Origin of the sequence: Kocuria marina (assembly GCF_000786655.1) — a bacterium.
GTDB lineage: Bacteria > Actinomycetota > Actinomycetes > Actinomycetales > Micrococcaceae > Kocuria > Kocuria marina_A.
Genome location: NZ_JROM01000016.1, coordinates 435201 through 454213, shown reverse-complemented (window position 1 = coordinate 454213; position 19013 = coordinate 435201). Strand labels below are relative to the sequence as shown.

The 19013-nt window shown below is 68.6% G+C and carries 18 protein-coding genes, 4 tRNA genes and 1 riboswitch; of the genes, 18 read left to right on the top strand and 4 right to left on the bottom strand.

Going from position 1 to position 19013, the window contains the following annotated elements:
* Positions 1-90: 90 nt before the first annotated feature.
* The 8 genes from AS25_RS04675 to AS25_RS13735 all read left to right on the top strand — a co-directional run bounded on the left by AS25_RS04675 (position 91) and on the right by AS25_RS13735 (position 8647).
* On the top strand, positions 91-1305 hold the full coding sequence (locus tag AS25_RS04675) for a metallophosphoesterase family protein (RefSeq protein WP_035962150.1): 1215 nt from the start codon (positions 91-93) through the stop codon (positions 1303-1305).
* Between the two features lie 167 nt (positions 1306-1472).
* Entirely contained in the window at positions 1473-2543 is a 1071-nt protein-coding gene (locus AS25_RS04670) for an App1 family protein phosphatidate phosphatase (RefSeq protein WP_035962148.1), read from the top strand.
* Positions 2544-2632: 89 nt separating this feature from the next.
* Positions 2633-3490, top strand: coding sequence for an SDR family oxidoreductase (locus AS25_RS04665; RefSeq protein WP_035962146.1), 858 nt, complete (start codon positions 2633-2635; stop codon positions 3488-3490).
* A gap of 295 nt (positions 3491-3785) precedes the next feature.
* The gene (gene nrdH, locus AS25_RS04660; RefSeq protein ID WP_035962144.1) at positions 3786-4022 is read left to right on the top strand and encodes a glutaredoxin-like protein NrdH; all 237 of its coding nucleotides are present in this window, start codon (positions 3786-3788) and stop codon (positions 4020-4022) included.
* A gap of 127 nt (positions 4023-4149) precedes the next feature.
* The gene (gene nrdI / locus AS25_RS04655; RefSeq protein ID WP_084117996.1) at positions 4150-4644 is read left to right on the top strand and encodes a class Ib ribonucleoside-diphosphate reductase assembly flavoprotein NrdI; all 495 of its coding nucleotides are present in this window, start codon (positions 4150-4152) and stop codon (positions 4642-4644) included.
* On the top strand, positions 4641-6800 hold the full coding sequence (nrdE, locus tag AS25_RS04650) for a class 1b ribonucleoside-diphosphate reductase subunit alpha (protein WP_035962139.1): 2160 nt from the start codon (positions 4641-4643) through the stop codon (positions 6798-6800). The genes nrdI and nrdE overlap by 4 nt, the downstream gene beginning before the upstream one ends.
* A 186-nt stretch (positions 6801-6986) precedes the next feature.
* Positions 6987-7958 (top strand): ornithine cyclodeaminase family protein, encoded by a 972-nt coding sequence (locus AS25_RS04645; protein WP_035962137.1) that lies wholly within the window; start codon positions 6987-6989, stop codon positions 7956-7958.
* 227 nt (positions 7959-8185) lie between these two features.
* Positions 8186-8647: a MerR family transcriptional regulator gene (locus AS25_RS13735; protein ID WP_052160695.1), complete on the top strand. Its 462-nt coding sequence runs from the start codon at positions 8186-8188 to the stop codon at positions 8645-8647.
* A 150-nt stretch (positions 8648-8797) separates the two neighbouring features.
* Here AS25_RS13735 and AS25_RS04635 read toward each other — a convergent pair.
* From AS25_RS04635 to AS25_RS04625, 3 genes are all read right to left on the bottom strand, one after another.
* Positions 8798-8872: transfer RNA gene (locus tag AS25_RS04635), tRNA-Val, on the bottom strand.
* Between the two features lie 36 nt (positions 8873-8908).
* Positions 8909-8979 (bottom strand) — tRNA-Cys (locus AS25_RS04630).
* 58 nt (positions 8980-9037) lie between these two features.
* Positions 9038-9110 (bottom strand) — tRNA-Gly (locus AS25_RS04625).
* A 243-nt stretch (positions 9111-9353) separates the two neighbouring features.
* On the opposite strand from AS25_RS04625, the gene AS25_RS04620 reads away from it, so the two are divergent.
* From AS25_RS04620 to rpe, 6 genes are all read left to right on the top strand, one after another.
* Positions 9354-9425, top strand: a tRNA-Val gene (locus tag AS25_RS04620).
* A 179-nt stretch (positions 9426-9604) separates the two neighbouring features.
* Positions 9605-10525, top strand: a complete 921-nt coding sequence (locus AS25_RS04615) for a hypothetical protein (RefSeq protein ID WP_035962135.1) — start codon at positions 9605-9607, stop codon at positions 10523-10525.
* Between the two features lie 45 nt (positions 10526-10570).
* A complete protein-coding gene (gene def / locus AS25_RS04610) occupies positions 10571-11230 on the top strand; it encodes a peptide deformylase (RefSeq protein ID WP_035962522.1) in 660 nt (219 codons plus the stop codon).
* Entirely contained in the window at positions 11227-12177 is a 951-nt protein-coding gene (locus AS25_RS04605; protein WP_035962132.1) for a methionyl-tRNA formyltransferase, read from the top strand. Before def ends, AS25_RS04605 begins: the two co-directional genes overlap by 4 nt.
* Positions 12174-13874: an RsmB/NOP family class I SAM-dependent RNA methyltransferase gene (locus AS25_RS04600; protein ID WP_084117995.1), complete on the top strand. Its 1701-nt coding sequence runs from the start codon at positions 12174-12176 to the stop codon at positions 13872-13874. The genes AS25_RS04605 and AS25_RS04600 overlap by 4 nt, the downstream gene beginning before the upstream one ends.
* A 44-nt stretch (positions 13875-13918) precedes the next feature.
* Entirely contained in the window at positions 13919-14584 is a 666-nt protein-coding gene (rpe, locus tag AS25_RS04595; protein ID WP_035962129.1) for a ribulose-phosphate 3-epimerase, read from the top strand.
* A 46-nt stretch (positions 14585-14630) separates the two neighbouring features.
* Here the strand turns inward: rpe and AS25_RS04590 are convergent, their stop codons facing one another.
* Positions 14631-14987 carry an ArsR/SmtB family transcription factor gene (locus AS25_RS04590; protein WP_052160694.1) on the bottom strand — a complete coding sequence of 119 codons (357 nt, stop codon included), beginning with the start codon at positions 14985-14987 and terminating at the stop codon, positions 14631-14633.
* 55 nt (positions 14988-15042) lie between these two features.
* Here AS25_RS04590 and arsB point away from each other — a divergent pair, with 55 nt between their 5' ends.
* The 4 genes from arsB (at position 15043) to ribD (ending at position 18969) form a co-directional block, all read left to right on the top strand.
* Positions 15043-16176 (top strand): ACR3 family arsenite efflux transporter, encoded by a 1134-nt coding sequence (gene arsB, locus AS25_RS04585; RefSeq protein ID WP_052160693.1) that lies wholly within the window; start codon positions 15043-15045, stop codon positions 16174-16176.
* Positions 16173-16613: an arsenate reductase ArsC gene (locus AS25_RS04580; protein WP_035962124.1), complete on the top strand. Its 441-nt coding sequence runs from the start codon at positions 16173-16175 to the stop codon at positions 16611-16613. The genes arsB and AS25_RS04580 overlap by 4 nt, the downstream gene beginning before the upstream one ends.
* A gap of 57 nt (positions 16614-16670) precedes the next feature.
* Positions 16671-16846: riboswitch (FMN riboswitch) on the top strand.
* A 147-nt stretch (positions 16847-16993) separates the two neighbouring features.
* A complete protein-coding gene (gene pnuC, locus AS25_RS04575; RefSeq protein ID WP_035962122.1) occupies positions 16994-17704 on the top strand; it encodes a nicotinamide riboside transporter PnuC in 711 nt (236 codons plus the stop codon).
* A complete protein-coding gene (gene ribD / locus AS25_RS04570; protein WP_052160692.1) occupies positions 17701-18969 on the top strand; it encodes a bifunctional diaminohydroxyphosphoribosylaminopyrimidine deaminase/5-amino-6-(5-phosphoribosylamino)uracil reductase RibD in 1269 nt (422 codons plus the stop codon). Before pnuC ends, ribD begins: the two co-directional genes overlap by 4 nt.
* The last annotated feature ends 44 nt before the right edge of the window (positions 18970-19013 follow it).

The window sequence follows — 19013 nt, the reverse complement described above, 5'->3', positions numbered from 1 at the left end:
ACCGCCCGTCGCGGTCGGATCCCCACCGCCCGTAGTAGCCGGACCCCCTCCGCCCGCAGCGGTCGGAACCCTTCGCACCAGGAGCACGACATGACCGAGAACACATCACGTCCCTCGCGCCGGAACCTGATCACCGGCGGCAGCGCCATCGCGGCCGCCGGTGTGCTCGCCGCCGCGCCGTCGACCGCCCACGCGGCACCGGCGCTCGTGACCCAGCACGGGCACGGTCACGGCCGGATGCCCCTCTCCTTCGGGCGCAACGGCACGTTCAAGATCGTCCAGTTCAACGACACCCAGGACGGCCCGCGCACCGACCGGCGCACCATCGAGCTCATGAACAAGGTGCTGGACCGGGAGAAGCCCCAGTTCGTGCTGATCAACGGGGACGTGATCGACGGTTCCCCGCGCACCGACCGCGAGGTCAAGCAGGCCGTGAACAACGTGGTGCTGCCCATGGAGTCCCGGGGCATCAAGTGGGCGGTGACATTCGGCAACCACGACGAGGACTCCACCGAGGAGCACGGCACCGGGATGCGTGAACCGCAGCTGGTCGAGTTCGTGCGCCAGTACAAGCACAACCTCAACCCCGGGGACGACCAGAAGGTCTTCGGCTCGTCCAACGCCCAGCTGTTGATCCGCGGGTCCCGCGGCCACGCCCCGGCGTTCGCCGTGTGGTTGCTGGACTCCGGCCGGTACGCGGAGGAACGCCCCGGCGGGCAGGACCGTGAGGGTCTCATGGGCTACGACTGGATCCGTCCCCAGCAGATCCGCTGGTACACCGACCTCTCGGTGGAGACCGAGCGCCGTTACGGGAAGAAGATCCCGGGGCTCATGTACTTCCACATCCCCACGTGGGAGCACCACCACATGTGGTTCGGTCAGCAGTTCACCTCGGACGAGGCCGGGCACGCGGCCGCCGTGAAGCGTCACGGGATCGTGGGGGAGAAGCACGAGAACGTCTACACGGGCATGGTCAACTCGGGGATCTACGCCGCGGTCCTGGAACGCGGGGACGTCCTGGGCCTGTACTGCGGCCACGACCACATCAACACCTACATGGGCAACTACTTCGGGGTCGAGCTGGGCTACGGCCCCGGCACGGGTTTCGGGACCTACGGGCTCAACGATGGCACCCGTGACGAGCACACCCTGCGCGGTGCCCGCGTGTTCGAGCTCGACGAGCGCACCAAGCGCGTCTACACCCGCACGCGCCTGGTCTTCGCCAAGGACCTCGGGATCGACATGAGCCCCGAGACCCAGCCCATCGACCGCCCCGAGCGCTTCCCGCACTACGTGCGCGGCTGAGTCGCGGGCACCGGGACCGGGCCCCGGGTGCGTCCTCGCGCCCGGGGCCCGTCGCCCTGCCCGGGGTTCGACGTCGCGTCCCCGGGCCCACGACGCCGCGCGCCGTCGTGCGCGGCACGGTACGCCGCGACGTCGTGGGCCGGGAGTGCTGTGCAAAACTGGGAGGCATGGCGAAAAACAGCGGCGGAGCAGATCTGCTGCAGACCGTGGACCAGGTCACGGAAGAGGCGATCAACATCGCGTACCGCTTCGACCAGAAGCTGCAGCGATGGCGTCAGGGACGGGCCGTGCAGCGCGGGGACATCCCCACCATGCTCGCCTTCGACGGCTACGGCAGCCCCCGCTACGTGCGGGCCCTGGGCCGCGTGCTCCTCAAGACGCGCTCGCTGATCGAGGACATTGACGACGCCGCGGAGTCGATCCGCGGGTGGCGTTCCTTCACGTCCGTGCCCTTCGCGTTCGCCCACGTCAACGTGTGGTTGGGCGAGCACGAGTTCCACCTCGTGGCGGACAAGGGCGGCGTGATCGACGTGGACCTCAAGGTCTCCATGACCCCCGGGGTGCACACCATCTACATGCAGGCCGAGGGCTCGGAGGTCACGGAGGCCAAGGTCACCGTGGTCTCGGACGAGCAGCACCTGGGGGTCGTGTGCGACGTGGACGACACCGTGATGGTCACCGCCCTGCCCCGCCCCATGCTCGCGGCCTGGAACTCGTTCGTGGCCAACGAGCACGCGCGCATCCCCACGCCGGGGATGTCCACCATGATGGACCGGCTGCGCCGCAGCCATCCGCACGCACCCTTCCTCTATCTCTCCACGGGGGCGTGGAACGTGGCGCCCACCCTGCGTCGGTTCCTCACGCGCAACGCGTACCCCGCCGGAGCGCTGCTGCTCACCGACTGGGGGCCCACCACGGAGCGCTGGTTCCGCTCCGGTTCCCAGCACAAGGTGCAGAACCTGCAGCGTCTGGCGCGCAACTTCCCCCACGTGCGGTGGATCCTGATCGGCGACGACGGTCAGCACGATCCGCAGATCTACTCGGGCTTCGCGCAGCGTCACCCGGACTCGGTGGCCGCCATCGTGATCCGCAACCTCTCACCCACCGAGGCCGTCCTGGCCGCGGGCACCCGCGCCTCGGAGGGCCATCACGTGACCGTTCCGGAGGGCACGCTGTGGATCGAGGCCAACGACGGCGCCTCCATCTCGGATCAGCTGAAGGACGCCGGGTTGCTCTGAACCCGCGCGGGCCACGGGGGCGCCCCGATCCAGGCGCCCGTCGACCCGCCCCGAGCACATTGTCGGATGCACCCCCGAACGGAGGAACCATGGCACACACGACCTTCGGTATCACCGGCGCCACGGGACGCATCGGCGGGGCCGTCTCACGCCGGCTCGAAGAACGCGGCGTCGCCCACCGGCTGCTCGTGCGTTCCCCGCACCGGGTCGCGTCCCACGTGGCCGCAGCGAACGGCCTGCTCGACGCCGCCACCATGGACTTCGCCGACCCGGACGGGGCCGCGGAGTCGATGGCGGGACTGGACACTGTGTTCCTGGTGTCCGCGTCCGAATCGGCGGACCGTGAGCAACAGCAACTGGCCATGGTCGAAGCCCTGTCCCGCGCGGGCGTGCGCCGGGTGGTCTATACGTCCTTCGCCGCACCCGCACCGGACGCGACCTTCACGTTCGCCCGCACCCACTACGCCACGGAGCAGGCCATCGAGCGCGCCGGTCTCGAGTACACCTTCCTGCGGGACAACTTCTACCTGGACGTCTTCCCGGACTTCGTCAGTGCCGACCGCGTCCTGCGCGGGCCCGCCGGGGACGGGCGGGTCGCGGCGGTGGCCCGCGCCGACGTCGTCGACGCCGCGCTCGCGGTGCTGCTGGATCCGCGAGGGCACGAGCGCGCGGCCTACACCCTGACCGGTCCCAGTGCGCTCACCCTGGACGAAATGGCGCGGATCATGACCCGTGTGACGGGGCAGGACCACCGCTACGAGCCCGAGACCCTCGAGCAGGCCCGGGCGTCCCGCGCTGGCTACGACCCCGAGCCGTGGCAGATGGAGGGCTGGCTCTCCACGTACACGGCGATCGCCTCGGGGGAGCTCTCGCGCGTCACGAACGACGTCCAGATGCTCACCGGGCACCCGCCCCGCTCCCTTGAGGACGTGCTGCGCGGCGCGTGAGACACGCTGTGCAAAAAAATTTTTCGTGACTTCTCCCGCCCGTCTTGTCCACATGGGCCCCGCGAGAACCGCGTGTTCTCAGGGCTCCCGGACGCGGTCCCTGTGGACAACCCGGGGAAAAGACGACATCCCCCTGTGGATCACACGACCACATCATGTTGGGTCCTGTTCCGGCACACGACACTAGATGTAGTATTGACGTAGATCTTCAACCACCTGGCGCACCACCCGGATCCAGAGCCGAACGGCCCCGGAAGCGCCCGAAAATTGGTACTTCCCGCAAGGAGAATGGGCTATGTCTGTCACCGTGTATTCCAAGCCGTCGTGCGTCCAGTGCAACGCCACCTACCGTGCTCTCACCAAGAAGGGCATCGACTACACCGTCGTGGACGTCACCGAGGACACCGCCGCCTACGAGCATGTGGTGGGCCTGGGATACCAGCAGGTCCCCGTCGTGGAGACCGCCACCGAGCACTGGTCCGGCTTCCGCCCGGACAAGATCAACTCGCTGGCCCTGCTGCGCTCCGCCTGAGCCGGAAACGGACGGGCCGCCGCGGGCGGCCCGGCACCACCCGGGCGAGTGGCCCCGAACCTCACCGCCAGCCCGCCCCCGGAATCACACGAATTGGTACGACCCCCCAGAATCGAAGTGACCCGGCATGAGTGCTCTCGCCACGGTTCTCGCCCAGGCGAAGGAGCGGGAACTCCATCGCACACCCGTCGTCGCGGGGGATGATGCACCCCTAGTGGTGTACTTCTCCTCCGTGACGCGCAACACGGACAGGTTCGTCACCAAACTCCCGGTGCGGTCCGTCCGGTTGCCCCTGAAGACCACCGAACCCGTTCCCCGCATCGACGAACCCTACGTGCTGGCAGTGCCCAGTTACGGGCGTCCCGGGGGAGTGGGATCGGTCCCACCGCAAGTCGTGAAGTTTCTCAACGATCCCGTCTCGCGCGCGCACCTGTTGGGGGTGCTCGGCGCGGGCAACACCAACTTCGGCCCCCTGTTCTGCGTCGCCGCGGAGAAGGTCGCAGCTAAGTGTCAGGTTCCCCTGCTCTACAAGTTCGAGCTCATGGGAACCGACGAGGACGTCGAGAAGGTCACCCAAGGATTGGACAAGTTTTGGCAAGCATCCATGCAACCCCGGGCGTGAGCGTCGAACCCGGTCACGAGGATCCCACCTGCCCCGAGAAGTACCGCGGGCTGGGTTACCACGAGCTCAACGCGCTGTTGAACCTCTACGACGCGGACGGCAAGATCCAGTTCGAGGCCGACCGCCAGGCCGCGCGGCAGTACTTCCTGCAGCACGTGAACAAGAACACCGTGTTCTTCCATGACCTCGAGGAGAAGCTCAAGTACCTCGTGGACCACCAGTACTACGAGGCCGAGGTGCTCGAGAAGTACAGCTTCGAGTTCGTGAAGGCTCTGTCCAAGCAGGCCTACGGTTACAAGTTCCGGTTCCAGACCTTCCTGGGCGCGTTCAAGTTCTACACGTCATACACGCTCAAGACCTTCGATGGTCAGCGTTACCTGGAGCGGTTCGAGGACCGCGTGGTCATGGTGTCCCTGTACCTCGCGGACGGGGACGAGGCCCTCGCGCAGCGGCTCGTGGCGGAGATCATCTCCGGGCGGTTCCAGCCGGCCACGCCCACGTTCCTCAACGCGGGCAAGAAGCAGCGCGGCGAGCTCGTCTCGTGCTTCCTGGTGCGCTTCGAGGACAACATGGAGTCGATCGGGCGCAACATCAACTCCGCGCTGCAGCTCTCCAAGCGCGGCGGTGGCGTGGCGTTCGCGCTGACCAACCTGCGCGAGTCCGGTGCGCCCATCAAGATGATCGAGAACCAGTCCTCCGGTGTGATCCCCGTGATGAAGCTGCTCGAGGACTCCTTCTCCTACGCCAATCAGCTGGGTGCCCGCCAGGGTGCCGGCGCGGTGTACTTGAACGCCCACCACCCGGACATCCTCAACTTCCTGGACACCAAGCGCGAGAACGCGGACGAGAAGATTCGCATCAAGACCCTCTCGCTGGGTGTGGTCATCCCGGACATCACGTTCGAGCTGGCCAAGAAGGACCAGGACATGTACCTGTTCTCCCCGTACGACGTGGAGAGGATCTACGGCGTGCCGTTCGCGGACGTCAACGTGAGCGAGAAGTACCACGAGATGGTGGACGACTCCCGCATCGCCAAGAAGAAGATCAACGCCCGCGAGTTCTTCCAGACCGTGGCGGAGGTGCAGTTCGAGTCCGGGTACCCGTACATCATGTTCGAGGACACGGTGAACCGCGCCAACCCCATCGCCGGCAAGATCATCATGTCCAACCTGTGCTCCGAGATCCTGCAGGTCTCCGAGCCCTCCGTGTACAACGAGGACCTCACGTACGCGCAGGTGGGCAAGGACATCTCATGCAACCTGGGTTCCATGAACATTGCCATGGCCATGGAGTCGCAGGACTTCGGGGCGAGCATCGAGACCGCGATCCGCGGCCTCACGGCGGTGTCGGACATGTCCAACATCGACTCGGTGCCCTCCATCCGGCGCGGCAACGAGATGTCCCACGCGGTGGGCCTGGGGCAGATGAACCTGCACGGGTACCTCGCCAAGGAGCACATCCACTACGGCTCGACCGAGGGCGTGGACTTCACCAACATGTACTTCTACGCGGTGACCTACCACGCGATCCGCGCGTCCAACCTGATCGCCAAGGAGCGCGGCGAGTCCTTCGTGGGCTTCGAGAAGTCGGCCTACGCGAGCGGCACGTTCTTCGACAAGTACGTCGACGGCGTGTGGGAGCCCGCCACGCCGCGCGTCGCCGAGCTGTTCGAGCGGGCGGGCATCGCCCTGCCCACCGCGGATGACTGGCGTGAGCTGCGCGAGAAGGTCATGGCGGACGGCATGTACAACCAGAACCTGCAAGCGGTTCCGCCCACGGGTTCCATCTCGTACATCAACAACTCCACGTCCTCGATCCACCCGATCGCCTCGCGCATCGAGATCCGCAAGGAGGGCAAGCTCGGGCGCGTGTACTACCCGGCGCCGTTCATGGACAACGAGAACCTGGAGTACTTCCAGGACGCGTACGAGATTGGCTACGAGAAGATCATCGACACGTACGCCGCCGCGACCCAGCACGTGGACCAGGGCCTGTCCCTGACGCTGTTCTTCAAGGACACCGCCACCACGCGGGACATCAACCGCGCGCAGATCTACGCGTGGCGCAAGGGCATCAAGACCATGTACTACTCCCGCATCCGCCAGCTGGCGCTCGAGGGTACCGAGGTCGAGGGCTGCGTCTCCTGCATGTTGTGATCCCCGCCGTCTCCTGACGGCACCGCGTCGGCGACGACGCCGCTCCCGCCCCGCCCGGGTCTCTTACCCGGGTGGGGCGGGAGTTTTTCTCCGAAGTCCGGTCCTGGTCGGGGATATGCTGACGGAACAGTCGAGACAGTGAATCGGCCAATGCCGGAGCACCGCATCCCTGGGAGGAACCGCATCATGACCACCGAGGGATCGACCCCCCAGGAGCAGTGCTCGACAGGAATCCAGGGTGCACCCGCGTGGTACGCCGAGGAACAGATCGTGCGGGCGGTTCCCGCCGAGCGTGCACGTCGGCTTCTCGAAGCCACGCTGCGTTCCGGATTCCGCCCGGAAGATGACCCCGCGCGCAGCAATGTCCCCGCCGGCGAGGGCCACCTGCTGTTGATGCCGTCGGTCATTGGTGACTGGGCAGGCATCGAGGTCGCATCGGTCTCGCCCGGGAATCCCGAACGCGATCTGCCCCGCATCCAGGCCACCTACATGCTCATGGACTCAGCCACCCTGAGTCTTCGAGCTCTGCTGGAAGGCAACGTCCTCACCACCCTACGGACCCCCGCGATCTCGGCCGTGGCCACCGATTACCTGGCCCCGAAGGAGGCGACCAAGCTCGTGGTGTTCGGTACGGGGCCGCAGGCGCTCGCCCACATCGAGGCATTCGCCAAGATCCGCTCCTTCGCTGACGTCGTGGTGTGCGGCCGCACGCCGCACAAGGTGGACGCCGCCGTCGACTACGCCCGCACGCTGGGTCTCGCGGCCCGATCGGGGGACGCGAGCGAGGTGCGCGACGCGGACGTGGTGGTGTGCACGACGTCGGCGGCGGAGCCCCTCTTCGATGGTGCCCTGGTGCCGGACACCGCGTGCGTCGTGGCCATGGGATCCCACGAGCCGCAGTTCCGCGAGCTCGATTCCGCGCTCATGGGCCGCGCCCAGGTGGTCGTGGAGGACCGGGCCACCGCCATGCGTGAAGCCGGGGACGTGATCCAGGCCGTGGCCGACGGTTCCTTGCAGGAGGACTCACTCGTGGACCTCGCGGACGTCGTCACGGGCGCGGTGGCCCCTGATGAGACACGGCCCCGCGTGTTCAAGTGCGTGGGCATGAGCTGGCAGGACCTGGTCGTGGCCGTAGGGGTGGTCGATCCGAACGCGTGAGAGGGGAGAGGGCGTCGTGGCCATGGGATCCCACGAGCATGGTCCGCCGGCGCATTCGGACGTCGCCGTGCAGGATCCCCCACATGGCCAACCCCACCGAGAAGAGGGTGAACGCGGCGAGTCCGTGCAGCCACGTCAGGCCGTGGGGGTGGATGAAGGTTGTGGTATCCAGCGCGCCGTCAGGACAGTTGACGCGTCGACGACTATCCGAGGGGGTTGCGTCATGCATGCTCCATGCTCTGGCCGAGGTCAGCAACACCACCACGGCCAGCATCAAGTTCTACCGTCGGGAGGGACTGTTGCCCGCCGGTACCAGGCTCACCGCCACGCGGCAGGACTACGATCACGGTCACGTGGAATGCCTGCAGCTCATCTGGGTACGGCGGGAGGAGGCCGGTGCCACGATCCCCGACATCCGTGCGCTGGTCACCGTGATCGACGATCCGCGGCGGCCCCTGGTGGACGCCCTCGAAATCGCCCAGGCGCTCGCTGCGGGCCTGTCATCTGCCGAGGCCGGCGGGCCCTCGGAGCGCCGGGAGGATCCGATGATCCGGGACCTGCTCACGCAGCTGGGGTGGCCGGACGTGGCCAGCGGGCCGCGCCGGGCGCTCGGTGAGCTGTTGGAGGGCATGCGGGCCGCTGGGTCACCCGTGGACCGGGGGAGACGCCGTCCTGGGACGTCATCGTGACTCGCGCGGTGCGGGGAATGGTCTCCTACGATCGGCTGACCCGGGTGCTGCGGGCCCTGGGCCACGCTTCCCACTCGGTGCGCGCCGCCGGGTCGTAGCTCAGTGGTGGCACGCGAAAAACCCCGGAACATCGTGTTCCGGGGTTTTCTCTGGTGCGCGATACTGGGATCGAACCAGTGACCTCTTCCGTGTCAGGGAAGCGCGCTACCGCTGCGCCAATCGCGCTCAATGTTCATCATATTGAACGAGGTGGTTGCACCGAGGTGGAGACGGGATTCGAACCCGCGTATACGGCTTTGCAGGCCGCTGCCTCACCACTCGGCCACCCCACCGGGACCAGATCCTTCGTGGATAGGGTCTCAGATCTCGACCGCGAGGTCGATAACTGCGAGCGGACGACGGGAGTCGAACCCGCGACCCTCACCATGGCAAGGTGATGCTCTACCAGCTGAGCTACGTCCGCATTGTCGGTTGATCGAGGCCCTGGAACTCGGTGCTCCGTTCTTCCGAGCGGAAACTTTATCACAGGTCTTCGTGCCCTTCCGTGCTCGTCCGTCCGGGGTGTTGTCACCGGAGGGCTTCGCTTTCGGGGCGTTGCCAACGAGCAAGAACATTACCCACCGGAGCGGGTCCGGGCAAATCGATCGCGGACGACGGCGAATTTGCCGTTCCCGGACGAAGTGTTCTAGAGTCTTCAACGTTGCAAGCGCGATTGGCGCAGCGGTAGCGCGCTTCGTTCACACCGAAGAGGTCACTGGTTCGATCCCAGTATCGCGCACGGTAACGAAGAACCCGGTCCCGGGAGGGGCCGGGTTCTTTCGCGTCCAAGGCCGATCGGACCGGTCGGTCCGGCTCCGGCCGCCTGAGATCCGGCTCCTGGACGGACGTCCGAGCCCGCTCCGCCCGGCTGAGCCCGCGATCGTTGTCCGTGTCTGGACCCCTTCCTACGCTGAGGCCATGACGCAACCCCGCTTGGCCCAGCAGACCGCCACCGGCCGGATGTACGCCCGGAGTGAGGGCGGGGACCTCGAGGTCCCCTCCATCACCACGGTCATCGGGTGCGAGGCCAACGACCTCGGGGGCTGGTACGCCTACACCGCCGCGCAGGCCCTGGCCACGGATCCCCAGTTGCCGGACGCCCTGCGGGACACGCGGCGTCGTCGTTCGCTCGTGAACCACGCGGCCAAGGCGGCGGAGCGGCACCGGGACCACGCGGCGCAGCGCGGTGACCGCGTGCACGACTACTGCGAGCAGCTCGCCCTGCGGGCCATGGGCTGCGATCACCAGGTGGACCGGGCCCGGGACACGCTCGCAGAACACCACGAGTCCCGGTTCGCGGACAGCGCGGACCAGTGGTGGCAGCTGTTCCGTCCCGAACCGTTGGCCGCGGAAATCACGGTGTGGAACTCCACGGTGGGCTATGCGGGAACGCTGGATCTCGTGGCGCGCATCGGCGGCAAGGTGTGTCTGATCGACTACAAGACCCGCGGGACGGACCGCACCGGGCGGGTCAAGGCCCCGGACCCGAAGGTCGTGACCCAGCTGGTGGCCGGGCTCAAGGCCGAGGAATCCCTCGTGGACGCCACAGCGGGGGAGTGGGAACCGTGGCGTTTCGGGGACGCGGAGGTCCTGATGGCCGTGGCGATCGGTGAGACCGAGGCGCTCACCGTGCAGGCCGCGCCCGAGCACCTCCCCGTGCACTGGTACAAGTTCTGCGCCCTGGCCAAGGTGTGGGCGCGCAATTCCCAATTGGCCACCGCCGGGGCGCAACTGCGCAGCATCGCGCCCCCGCCCCTGGATTCCTCCCCCACGGGTCGTGTGGCGGGCGGCACGCAGGTCGTGGCGGCCGAGACGGTCGCGGGCCCCGCCGTAGACTGACAGGCACACCCCGTCCCACGACCCCCATGAGGAGTGCACTCCGCGGTGAGTATTTTGCGCATTCGTACCATCGGTGACCCCGTCCTGCGCACCCCGGCCCAGGAGGTCACGCAGTTCGACGACGCCCTGGCTGCCCTCGTCCGGGACATGCTTGAGACCATGTACGCCGTGGGTGGTGTGGGTCTGGCCGCACCGCAGGTGGGCGTGGGATTGCGCGTCTTCACGTGGGGCATCGACGGGGACGAAGGGCACGTGATCAACCCCCAGCTGAGCATGGGGGAGGAGCCGCAGGAAGGCGGCGAGGGCTGCCTGTCGGTCCCGGGCCTGTCCTACGAGACCCCCCGCGCCGAGCACGCCGTCCTCACCGGGGTGGATTGCCACGGCGAGCCCGTGCACCGTGAGGCCACCGGCCTGTTGGCCCGCTGCTTCCAGCACGAGAACGATCACCTGGGCGGCATGCTCTACGTCGACCGTCTCGTGGGTGACGAGCGCAAGGACGCCATGCGGCAGTTGCGCGCGCAGTCGTTCACGGACACGACCACCCGTGTCACGCGCGAACGCGAGGCGCAGCGCGCGGGTCACTCAACACCGGACGCACACGACGCCGCTGGGTCGGCTTTCGGTGCGGCCCGCACCTCGGGAGCCGCATCCGGCGCCGCACACACGGCCGGTTCCGCGTTCGGCGCGGCGGGTGATGCCCGATGAGCCCCGACACGAACCAGCAGCCCCTCAAGATCCTGTACGCAGGAACCCCGGAGACCGCCGTCCCCCCGCTCGAGGCACTGCACCAGGATCCCCGGATCGAGATCACCGCGGTGCTGACCCGTGAGGACGCCCCTGTGGGCCGCAAGAAGGTCATGGCCCCGTCCGCGGTGGGTCGTCGGGCCGATGAGCTCGGACTGCCCGTAATCAAGGCCAATCGGGTCCGGGGTGAACTCCTGGACACCCTGCGTGACACCGGCGCGAGCATCGCGGCGGTCGTGGCCTACGGCGCCCTGCTGCCGCGACCGGCCCTGGAGGTCTTCCAGGACGGGTGGATCAACCTGCATTTCTCCCTCCTGCCCCAGTGGCGCGGCGCCGCCCCGGTGCAGCGGGCCCTCATGGCCGGGGACTCCGTGGTCGGGGCCACCACCTTCGTCCTGGACGACGGCATGGACACCGGCCCCGTGGTGGGCTCCCTCACGGACGAGGTGCGTCCGGAGGACACGTCCGGGTCGGTGCTGGATCGGCTCGCACATGAAGGTTCGCCCCTGCTCGCGGAATCCTTGCTCGGTGTGGCCTCGGGCCGCGTGCACCCCACGCCGCAACGCGGTGAATCCACCGCTGCCCCTAAACTCACGGCCCAGGACGGGCGCGTCGATTGGTCACATCCCGCCGTGGCCGTGGCTCACCGGGTGCGCGGTGTGACCCCCGAACCTGGTGCGTGGACCGAACTCGACGGCCAGCGCTTCAAGCTCGACCGCGTGATCCCCGCCCCGGAGATCACCGGGATCGCCCCGGGCCACGTGGAGCTGCGGGAGAATCGGGTCTTCGTGGGCACCGGGTCCTACGCCGTGGAGCTGACCCGCGTGCAACCCAGTGGCAAGAAACCCATGGCGGCCCTCGATTGGGCGCGCGGCAAGCAGAACACGGAGCAGGTGACGTTCACATGAGTCGGGATCAGCAGCACCGCGGCGGCCACTCCGGCGGCGATAACGACCGGCCTCGCGGGAACAACCGCCGTCGTGACGACCGTCCGTTCCGTGATGCCGGCGGCCGGGGCCGCGACGACCGCCCGCCCCGCGACTCCGGGGGGCGCCGTCGTGATGACCGCGCGCCCCGAGAGACCGGCGGGAGGGATCGGCGGCCGGGGGACGGCTCGCGTCGTGACGCCAAGGGCCACGAACGCAACCGCCGGGCCCAGCACGAGCGCTCTTACTCCGCGCACGCGCCCTCGCAGCGTCGCAAGCGCTCCGATCCCGCACGGCTGACCGCATATCAGGCCCTGCGCGCGGTCAACTCGGAGGACGCCTACGGGAACCTCGTGCTGCCACGCCTGGTCCGTGAAAACCGCCTCGACAAGCGGGACGCGGCGTTCGCGACCGAGCTCGCCTACGGGGCCATGCGGTGGAGTGGCACGTGGGACGCCGTGCTCGAGAAGTGCGTGGACCGCCCGCTGGACCAGTTGGACCCCGCGGTGCTGGACGCCCTGCGCCTGGGCGTGCACCAGTTGCTCGCGATGCGCGTCCCCGATCACGCCGCGCTGGACGCGACCGTGGGTCTGGTGCGCGGGGAGATCGGGCAGGGACCCTCGGGACTCGTCAACGCCGTCCTGCGCAAGGTGACCCGGCGCAGCCACGACGAATGGCTGGACGCGCTCGCCGCCGAGCACACCGACGAGCTGCGGCAGCTCGGTGTCCGCCACGCCCACCCGGTGTGGGAGGTTCGCGCGTTGCGCCGGTCCCTGCGCGCCAACGGCCGAGACACCGCGGAGATCGAGGCCCTGTTGGAAGCGGACAACGAGGCGCCCCGTGTGCACCTCGTGGCCCTGCCCGGTATCGGCTCGCTCGAGCCCGCACTCGCAGCAGGCGCCGAACCCGGTGACCTGGTCCCGAACAGCGCGGTCAGCGCCGGGGGAGACGTCCACCGCGTCCCGGGCACGCGGGAGGGAACGGTGCGTGTCCAGGACGCCGGTTCCCAGCTCGTGGCCCGCGTGCTCGCACAGGCGCCCGTGGCCGATGACGCCGGCGCGTGGGCCGACTTTTGCGCCGGACCCGGCGGCAAGGCGGCGCTGCTCGCGGCATTGGCCCACGAGCGCGGTGCCACGTTGCTGGCCAACGAGGTCAGCGAGCACCGTAGCGACCTCGTGCGCCAGGCACTGTCGGCCGTGGACCACGAGGCGTGGCACGTCCGCACCGGCGACGCCCGGCAGATCCCGTCCGGCCAGGACGCACGTTTCGATCGCGTGCTCGTGGACGTGCCGTGCACCGGACTAGGCGCGCTGCGGCGTCGTCCCGAAGCGCGGTGGCGGCGCACGCCGTCGGACGTCGCGAATCTGACCCCGCTGCAGCGTGAGCTGCTCGACGCCGCGCTGGACGCCACCCGCCCCGGCGGCGTGGTGCTCTACGCCACGTGTTCGCCGCACACCGCCGAGACGCACGACGTGCTCCAGGACGTCCTGGCGCGGCGCGGCGACGTGTCGGTCCTGGACACCGCGCAGCTCGCCGTGGATGCCGCCCTGCCCGGCGCGCTCGACGACGCTCGGGCGGCGGGGCACGACGTCCCCGGCGGGGGCACGAGTGTGCAGTTGTGGCCGCACGTCCACGGAACCGACGCCATGTTCATGGTCGCGCTGCGCAAGAGCGCGTGAGCCGCGGCTCGGTCATTGATCCGGAACTATTCCCAGGAGGAACCATGTCCCGCTGTGACATCCACCCGTCAATCCTCTCCGCGGACTTCTCCCGGCTCGCGGAGGAACTCCAGCGCATCTCGAACGCGGATGCGGCGCACGTGGACGTGATGGACAACCACTTCGTCCCCAATCTGACCCTGGGGTTGCCGGTCGTGGAACGATTGCAGGCCGTCTCCCCGATCCCCCTGGACCTGCACCTGATGATCGAGGACCCGGACCGGTGGGCCCCGGCGTACGCGGAGGCAGGGTGCGCGTCGGTGACGTTCCACGCGGAAGCCGCCACGGCGCCGATCAAGCTCGCGCGTGAACTGCGCGCGGCGGGTGCCCGTGCGGGACTCGCGGTGCGTCCGGCCACGCCGATCGAGCCGTACCTGGACCTACTGCCCGAGCTCGACATGTTGCTCATCATGACCGTGGAACCCGGCTTCGGCGGCCAGAAGTTCCTGGACGTGACCCTGCCCAAGCTGCGCCGCGCCGCGGCGGCGGTCAAGGCCCACGGGGGCACGATCGCGCTGCAGGTGGACGGCGGGATCACGGAGGAGACCATCGTGCGCGCCGCGGAGGTCGGGGCGGACACGTTCGTCGCCGGTTCCGCGGTCTACGGCCAGGACGACCCCGCCGCCGCGATCGAGGCACTCCGCAGGACCGCGCGGGAGCACCGGGCCTGAATTTATGCGGGCCCCGATGACGGGTCCGCGGAGAACGCCCTGCCTGTCAGCGCAGGTCCAGGAGTTCACGCAGTTCCGTGAAGGCGCCGCGCACCACGGTGTAGTGCGCCCACTTGCCGCGCTGCTCGCGTGTGAGCAGTCCGGCGTCCACCAGCTTCTTGAGGTGATGACTCACGGTGGGCTGGCTGATGTCGAGAACGTCCAGCAGGTCGCAGGCGCACACTGCGTCGCAGCCCTGCGCGGCGATGTGGGAGAGCAACCGCAGGCGCGTCGGGTCGGAGAGCGCCTTGAGCTTCGCGGTCATGCGCTCGGCCTCGCCGGCCCCGAGCGGCGAGGAGGCGAGCGAGCAGCACTCGGTTGCTTTCTCATCGATCAACTCGGGTCGTTGCGCGGGTGCTTTCATACCGAGATTTTACATTGACGGACATCTATATGACCTCGTAGCGTGTGTCCCATAGATGATCGTCGATACGAGGAGCTCGCCGCCCGTGAGTACCACCATCGCCTCCGCACCGGTGAGGCAGAGCATGTCGTTCCTGGACCGGTGGCTGCCGGCCTGGATCCTGCTGGCCATGGGTGCGGGCCTTCTGCTGGGACGCCTGGTGCCGGGGCTGAACACGGCTTTGGAAGCTATGACGATCGGACAGGTGTCGCTGCCGATCGCAGTCGGTCTACTGGTGATGATGTATCCCGTCCTGGCGAAGGTGCGCTACGACGAGACCCGCCGCGTGACCGGCGACAAGCGATTGCTGGGTCTGTCGCTCGTGCTCAACTGGGTCGTGGGACCGGCGGTGATGTTTGTGCTCGCCTGGGTGTTCCTGCCCGATCTGCCCGAGTACCGCACCGGGTTGATCATCGTGGGCCTGGCCCGGTGCATCGCCATGGTTCTGATCTGGAACGACCTCGCATGCGGCGACCGGGAGAGTGCGGCCGTGCTCGTGGCCATCAACTCCGTCTTCCAGGTCGTAGCCTTCGGCGCTCTTGGGTGGTTCTACCTCCAGGTCCTGCCGTCGTGGCTGGGGCTGCCTACCACCACGGCCGAATTCTCCGTGGGGGCGATCGTAGGATCCGTCCTGGTGTTCCTCGGCATCCCGCTGCTCGCAGGCTTCCTCACCCGCGTCCTGGGTGAACGGGCGAAGGGCCGTGACTGGTACGAGGAGAAGTTCCTCCCCGCGATCGGCCCGTGGGCCCTGTACGGCCTCCTGTTCACCATCGTGATGCTCTTCGCGCTCCAGGGGGACGCCATCACCTCACAGCCCCTCGACGTGGTCAGGATCGCGCTGCCGTTGCTCGTGTACTTCGCTCTGATGTTCGTCATCGGCCTCTTCGCCTCGAAAGCGGTGGGGCTCGACTACGGCAAGTCGGCCACGGTGGCTTTCACCGCGTCGGGCAACAACTTCGAACTGGCGATCGCCGTGGCCATCAGCACCTTCGGCGTCACCTCCGGGCAGGCACTGGCCGGCGTCGTGGGGCCGTTGATCGAAGTGCCCGTCCTGATCGGCCTGGTCTACGTGGCCCTATGGGCCGGCCCGCGCGTGTTCCCGAACGATCCCTCCGTCCCCACCCACCGAACCCGGGAGACCGCATCATGAGCGCACCATCACCCACGAAACCGACCGTGCTCTTCGTCTGCGTCCACAACGCGGGCCGCTCCCAGATGGCGGCGGGCTACCTGGCCGCGATGTCAGGCGGGAGCATCGATGTCCGTTCGGCCGGGTCCGAACCGGCAGAGAGCCTGAACCCGGTGGCCGTGGAGGCAATGGCTGAGGAGGGCATCGATATCACCGCAGCCGTGCCCACGATCCTGCGGACGGAGCAGGTCAGGGCCTCCGACGTCGTCATCACCATGGGCTGTGGGGACACCTGCCCCGTGTTTCCGGGCAAGCGCTACGAGGACTGGGACCTCGACGACCCGGCCGGTCAGCCCCTCGCGGACGTGCGCAGGATCCGCGACGACATCAAGGCCCGCGTCAACGAACTGCTCTCGGATCTGCAGGGCCGTGAGAACGGCCAGAAAACCAGGACGTGACCGCCCGGTGCCCCCGATCACGGGCATGGTGAGGCCGCGTGGCATAATGAGCGCAGCAACGTGTTCCGGGGTCGGTGCAATTCCGAACCGGCGGTGACAGTCCGCGAACCGTGAACACCGTGCACAGCACCGAGCAGGTTCCCGTGGGAACCACACCGGATGCGCACGGAGGGATCGGCCGAACCGGTGGAAATCCGGTACCGACAGTACAGTCTGGATGGTAGGCACACGTGAGCGTCACGGCGTCCCGACCGTGCGCGGTCGCACGCGATCGCGGTCCGTCGGGTGGTGCCGTGACGTGCTCCGCCGCGCGATCGTGTTCGACGCGTGTGCGCATTCCTCCCCGGAACCACCGACAGTGGCGGGTGAGAGGAGACACCGTGGACGTCCTGCGTTGGTTGTTCGACGCGCAGCTGCGGGTGGGTGACGGTTTCATCCTGTGGCGCGAGGTGCTCGGCAATGTCTTCGGGCTGCTGTCCGCGCTGGGCGGGATGCGCCGCAAGGTGTGGGCATGGCCCGTGGGGATCGTGGGCAATGCGATCCTGCTGACCGTCTTCCTGGGCGCGGTGTTCGACACCCCCAATCCCGTGAACCTGCTGGGTCAGGCGGGCCGCCAGGTCATGTTCATCGCGGTGTCCGTGTACGGCTGGGTGCAGTGGCGCCGGTCCCGCGGGGCGTCCGAGGAGGCCGTGTCCCCGCGCTGGGCCACCGCCCGCGAACGCGTGTTCCTGGTGGTCGCCCTCGTGTTCGGGACCGCACTTCTCACGCCCATCTTCCGCGCCCTGGGCTCGTACGAACCCGTGTGGGCGGACGCCTGGATCTTCATGGGCTCGTTGCTCGCAACGCTCGGGATGGCCAAGGGCTGGGTCGAGTTCTGGTTGCTGTGGGTCGCCGTGGACATCGTGGGCGTGCCCCTTTTGTTCTCCGCCGGTTACTACGCCTCGGGCTTGATGTACGTGTTCTACGGGGCGTTCACGCTCGCCGGGTTCTTCGTGTGGTGGCGCGTGAACACGCGCCAGCGCCGTCGCGCGACGATCGAGACGGGCTTCCCGGACCTGCGCCTGTACGTGGGCGAGGACGAGAAGAAATGACGGCGTACGACGACGCCGCTGCGCCGTCTCCCGCGCCCCGCTCCCGTCTGGGGGTGGAGCCGTCCGGGCGGTTCTCGGAGGCGGAGCACACCGCGATGCGGGCCGCCCTGGAAGCGGCTCGGCGGGGGATCCGCGGGGCCAATCCCGTGGTGGGCGCCGTGATCCTCTCCGCCGCGGGGGAGATCCTGCACGTGGGTCATCACCGCGGGGCGGGCACCCCGCACGCGGAGGCGGACGCGCTGCGGCTCGCCCGCGAGGCGGGGACGCCGCTCGAGGACACCACCATGATCGTGACCCTCGAACCCTGCAACCACACCGGACGAACCGGCCCGTGCTCGCGCGCGATCCTCGACGCGGGGATTCCCCGGGTCATCTACGCGGTGGCCGACGGCACCGACACCGCCCGCGGGGGCGGCGCGTTCCTCGCCGCACACGGGGTGGACGTGCGCCACGGACTGCTCGCGAGGGAGGCCCACGATCTCAATGACCGCTGGTTCCTCGCCCAGCGTGATGCGCGGCCGTTCGTGACGCTGAAACTCGCGCAGACGATCGACGGCCGGGTGGCCGCCGCGGACGGGACGAGCCGATGGATCACGGGGGCACCCGCTCGGGATCAGGGCCACGCCCTACGAGCCCGGGTGGACGCGATCCTGGTGGGCGGCGGGACCCTGCGCGCGGACGATCCGACCCTGACCGCGCGGGATGCCGCGGGTGAACCCCTCGAGCGGCAACCCCTGCGGGCGGTCATGAGCACCCGGCCCGTGCCGGGGAACGCCAAGGTCCGGCGCGGCGTCGTCGACCGCGCGCCCCGGGAAGACACCGAACGCGGAGTCCCGGGAGACACGGGAACGGATCGCGGAGACGTCGCATCCACCGACCGCGGGCACGACGGGCGGTTCATCCACCTCACCACGCACGATCCCGCCGAGGCACTGCACACCCTGAAGGATCACGGGGTCTCCCACGTGCTCGTGGAAGGCGGGCCCACGGTGTCCGCCGCGTTCCTCGCCGCCGATCTCGTGGACGAACTGTGGTTGTACCAGGCACCCCTGATCCTCGGGGACGGCGCGGCGTCGGTCGCGTCGCTCGGGATCGCAACGCTTGCCGCGGCGTCGTCATGGCGCGGTGACCCCGTGCGGCACCCGGCGGACCTCGCGCGCCCCGGCCACGAAGAGGCCACGGAGCAGATGGAGGCGATCAGCCGCGTGGGCGTCGATGGACGGTGGCACTTGCGGCCCGCGGGTCCCGTACCCGACGCCCCATGACACGCCCCTGAACTGACGCAGCACACCAAGACCTCGCGCCGGGA

Excerpts from the sequence above, each read along its gene's own strand:
- AS25_RS04675 (WP_035962150.1), top strand. The coding sequence starts at position 91 with ATGACCGAGAACACATCACGTCCCTCGCGCCGGAACCTGATCACCGGC.
- AS25_RS04670 (WP_035962148.1), top strand. The coding sequence starts at position 1,473 with ATGGCGAAAAACAGCGGCGGAGCAGATCTGCTGCAGACCGTGGACCAG.
- AS25_RS04665 (WP_035962146.1), top strand. The coding sequence starts at position 2,633 with ATGGCACACACGACCTTCGGTATCACCGGCGCCACGGGACGCATCGGC.
- nrdH (WP_035962144.1), top strand. The coding sequence starts at position 3,786 with ATGTCTGTCACCGTGTATTCCAAGCCGTCGTGCGTCCAGTGCAACGCC.
- nrdI (WP_084117996.1), top strand. The coding sequence starts at position 4,150 with ATGAGTGCTCTCGCCACGGTTCTCGCCCAGGCGAAGGAGCGGGAACTC.
- AS25_RS04645 (WP_035962137.1), top strand. The coding sequence starts at position 6,987 with ATGACCACCGAGGGATCGACCCCCCAGGAGCAGTGCTCGACAGGAATC.
- AS25_RS13735 (WP_052160695.1), top strand. The coding sequence starts at position 8,186 with ATGCTCCATGCTCTGGCCGAGGTCAGCAACACCACCACGGCCAGCATC.
- AS25_RS04615 (WP_035962135.1), top strand. The coding sequence starts at position 9,605 with ATGACGCAACCCCGCTTGGCCCAGCAGACCGCCACCGGCCGGATGTAC.
- AS25_RS04605 (WP_035962132.1), top strand. The coding sequence starts at position 11,227 with ATGAGCCCCGACACGAACCAGCAGCCCCTCAAGATCCTGTACGCAGGA.
- AS25_RS04600 (WP_084117995.1), top strand. The coding sequence starts at position 12,174 with ATGAGTCGGGATCAGCAGCACCGCGGCGGCCACTCCGGCGGCGATAAC.
- rpe (WP_035962129.1), top strand. The coding sequence starts at position 13,919 with ATGTCCCGCTGTGACATCCACCCGTCAATCCTCTCCGCGGACTTCTCC.
- AS25_RS04590 (WP_052160694.1), bottom strand. The coding sequence starts at position 14,987 with ATGAAAGCACCCGCGCAACGACCCGAGTTGATCGATGAGAAAGCAACC.
- arsB (WP_052160693.1), top strand. The coding sequence starts at position 15,043 with ATGATCGTCGATACGAGGAGCTCGCCGCCCGTGAGTACCACCATCGCC.
- AS25_RS04580 (WP_035962124.1), top strand. The coding sequence starts at position 16,173 with ATGAGCGCACCATCACCCACGAAACCGACCGTGCTCTTCGTCTGCGTC.
- ribD (WP_052160692.1), top strand. The coding sequence starts at position 17,701 with ATGACGGCGTACGACGACGCCGCTGCGCCGTCTCCCGCGCCCCGCTCC.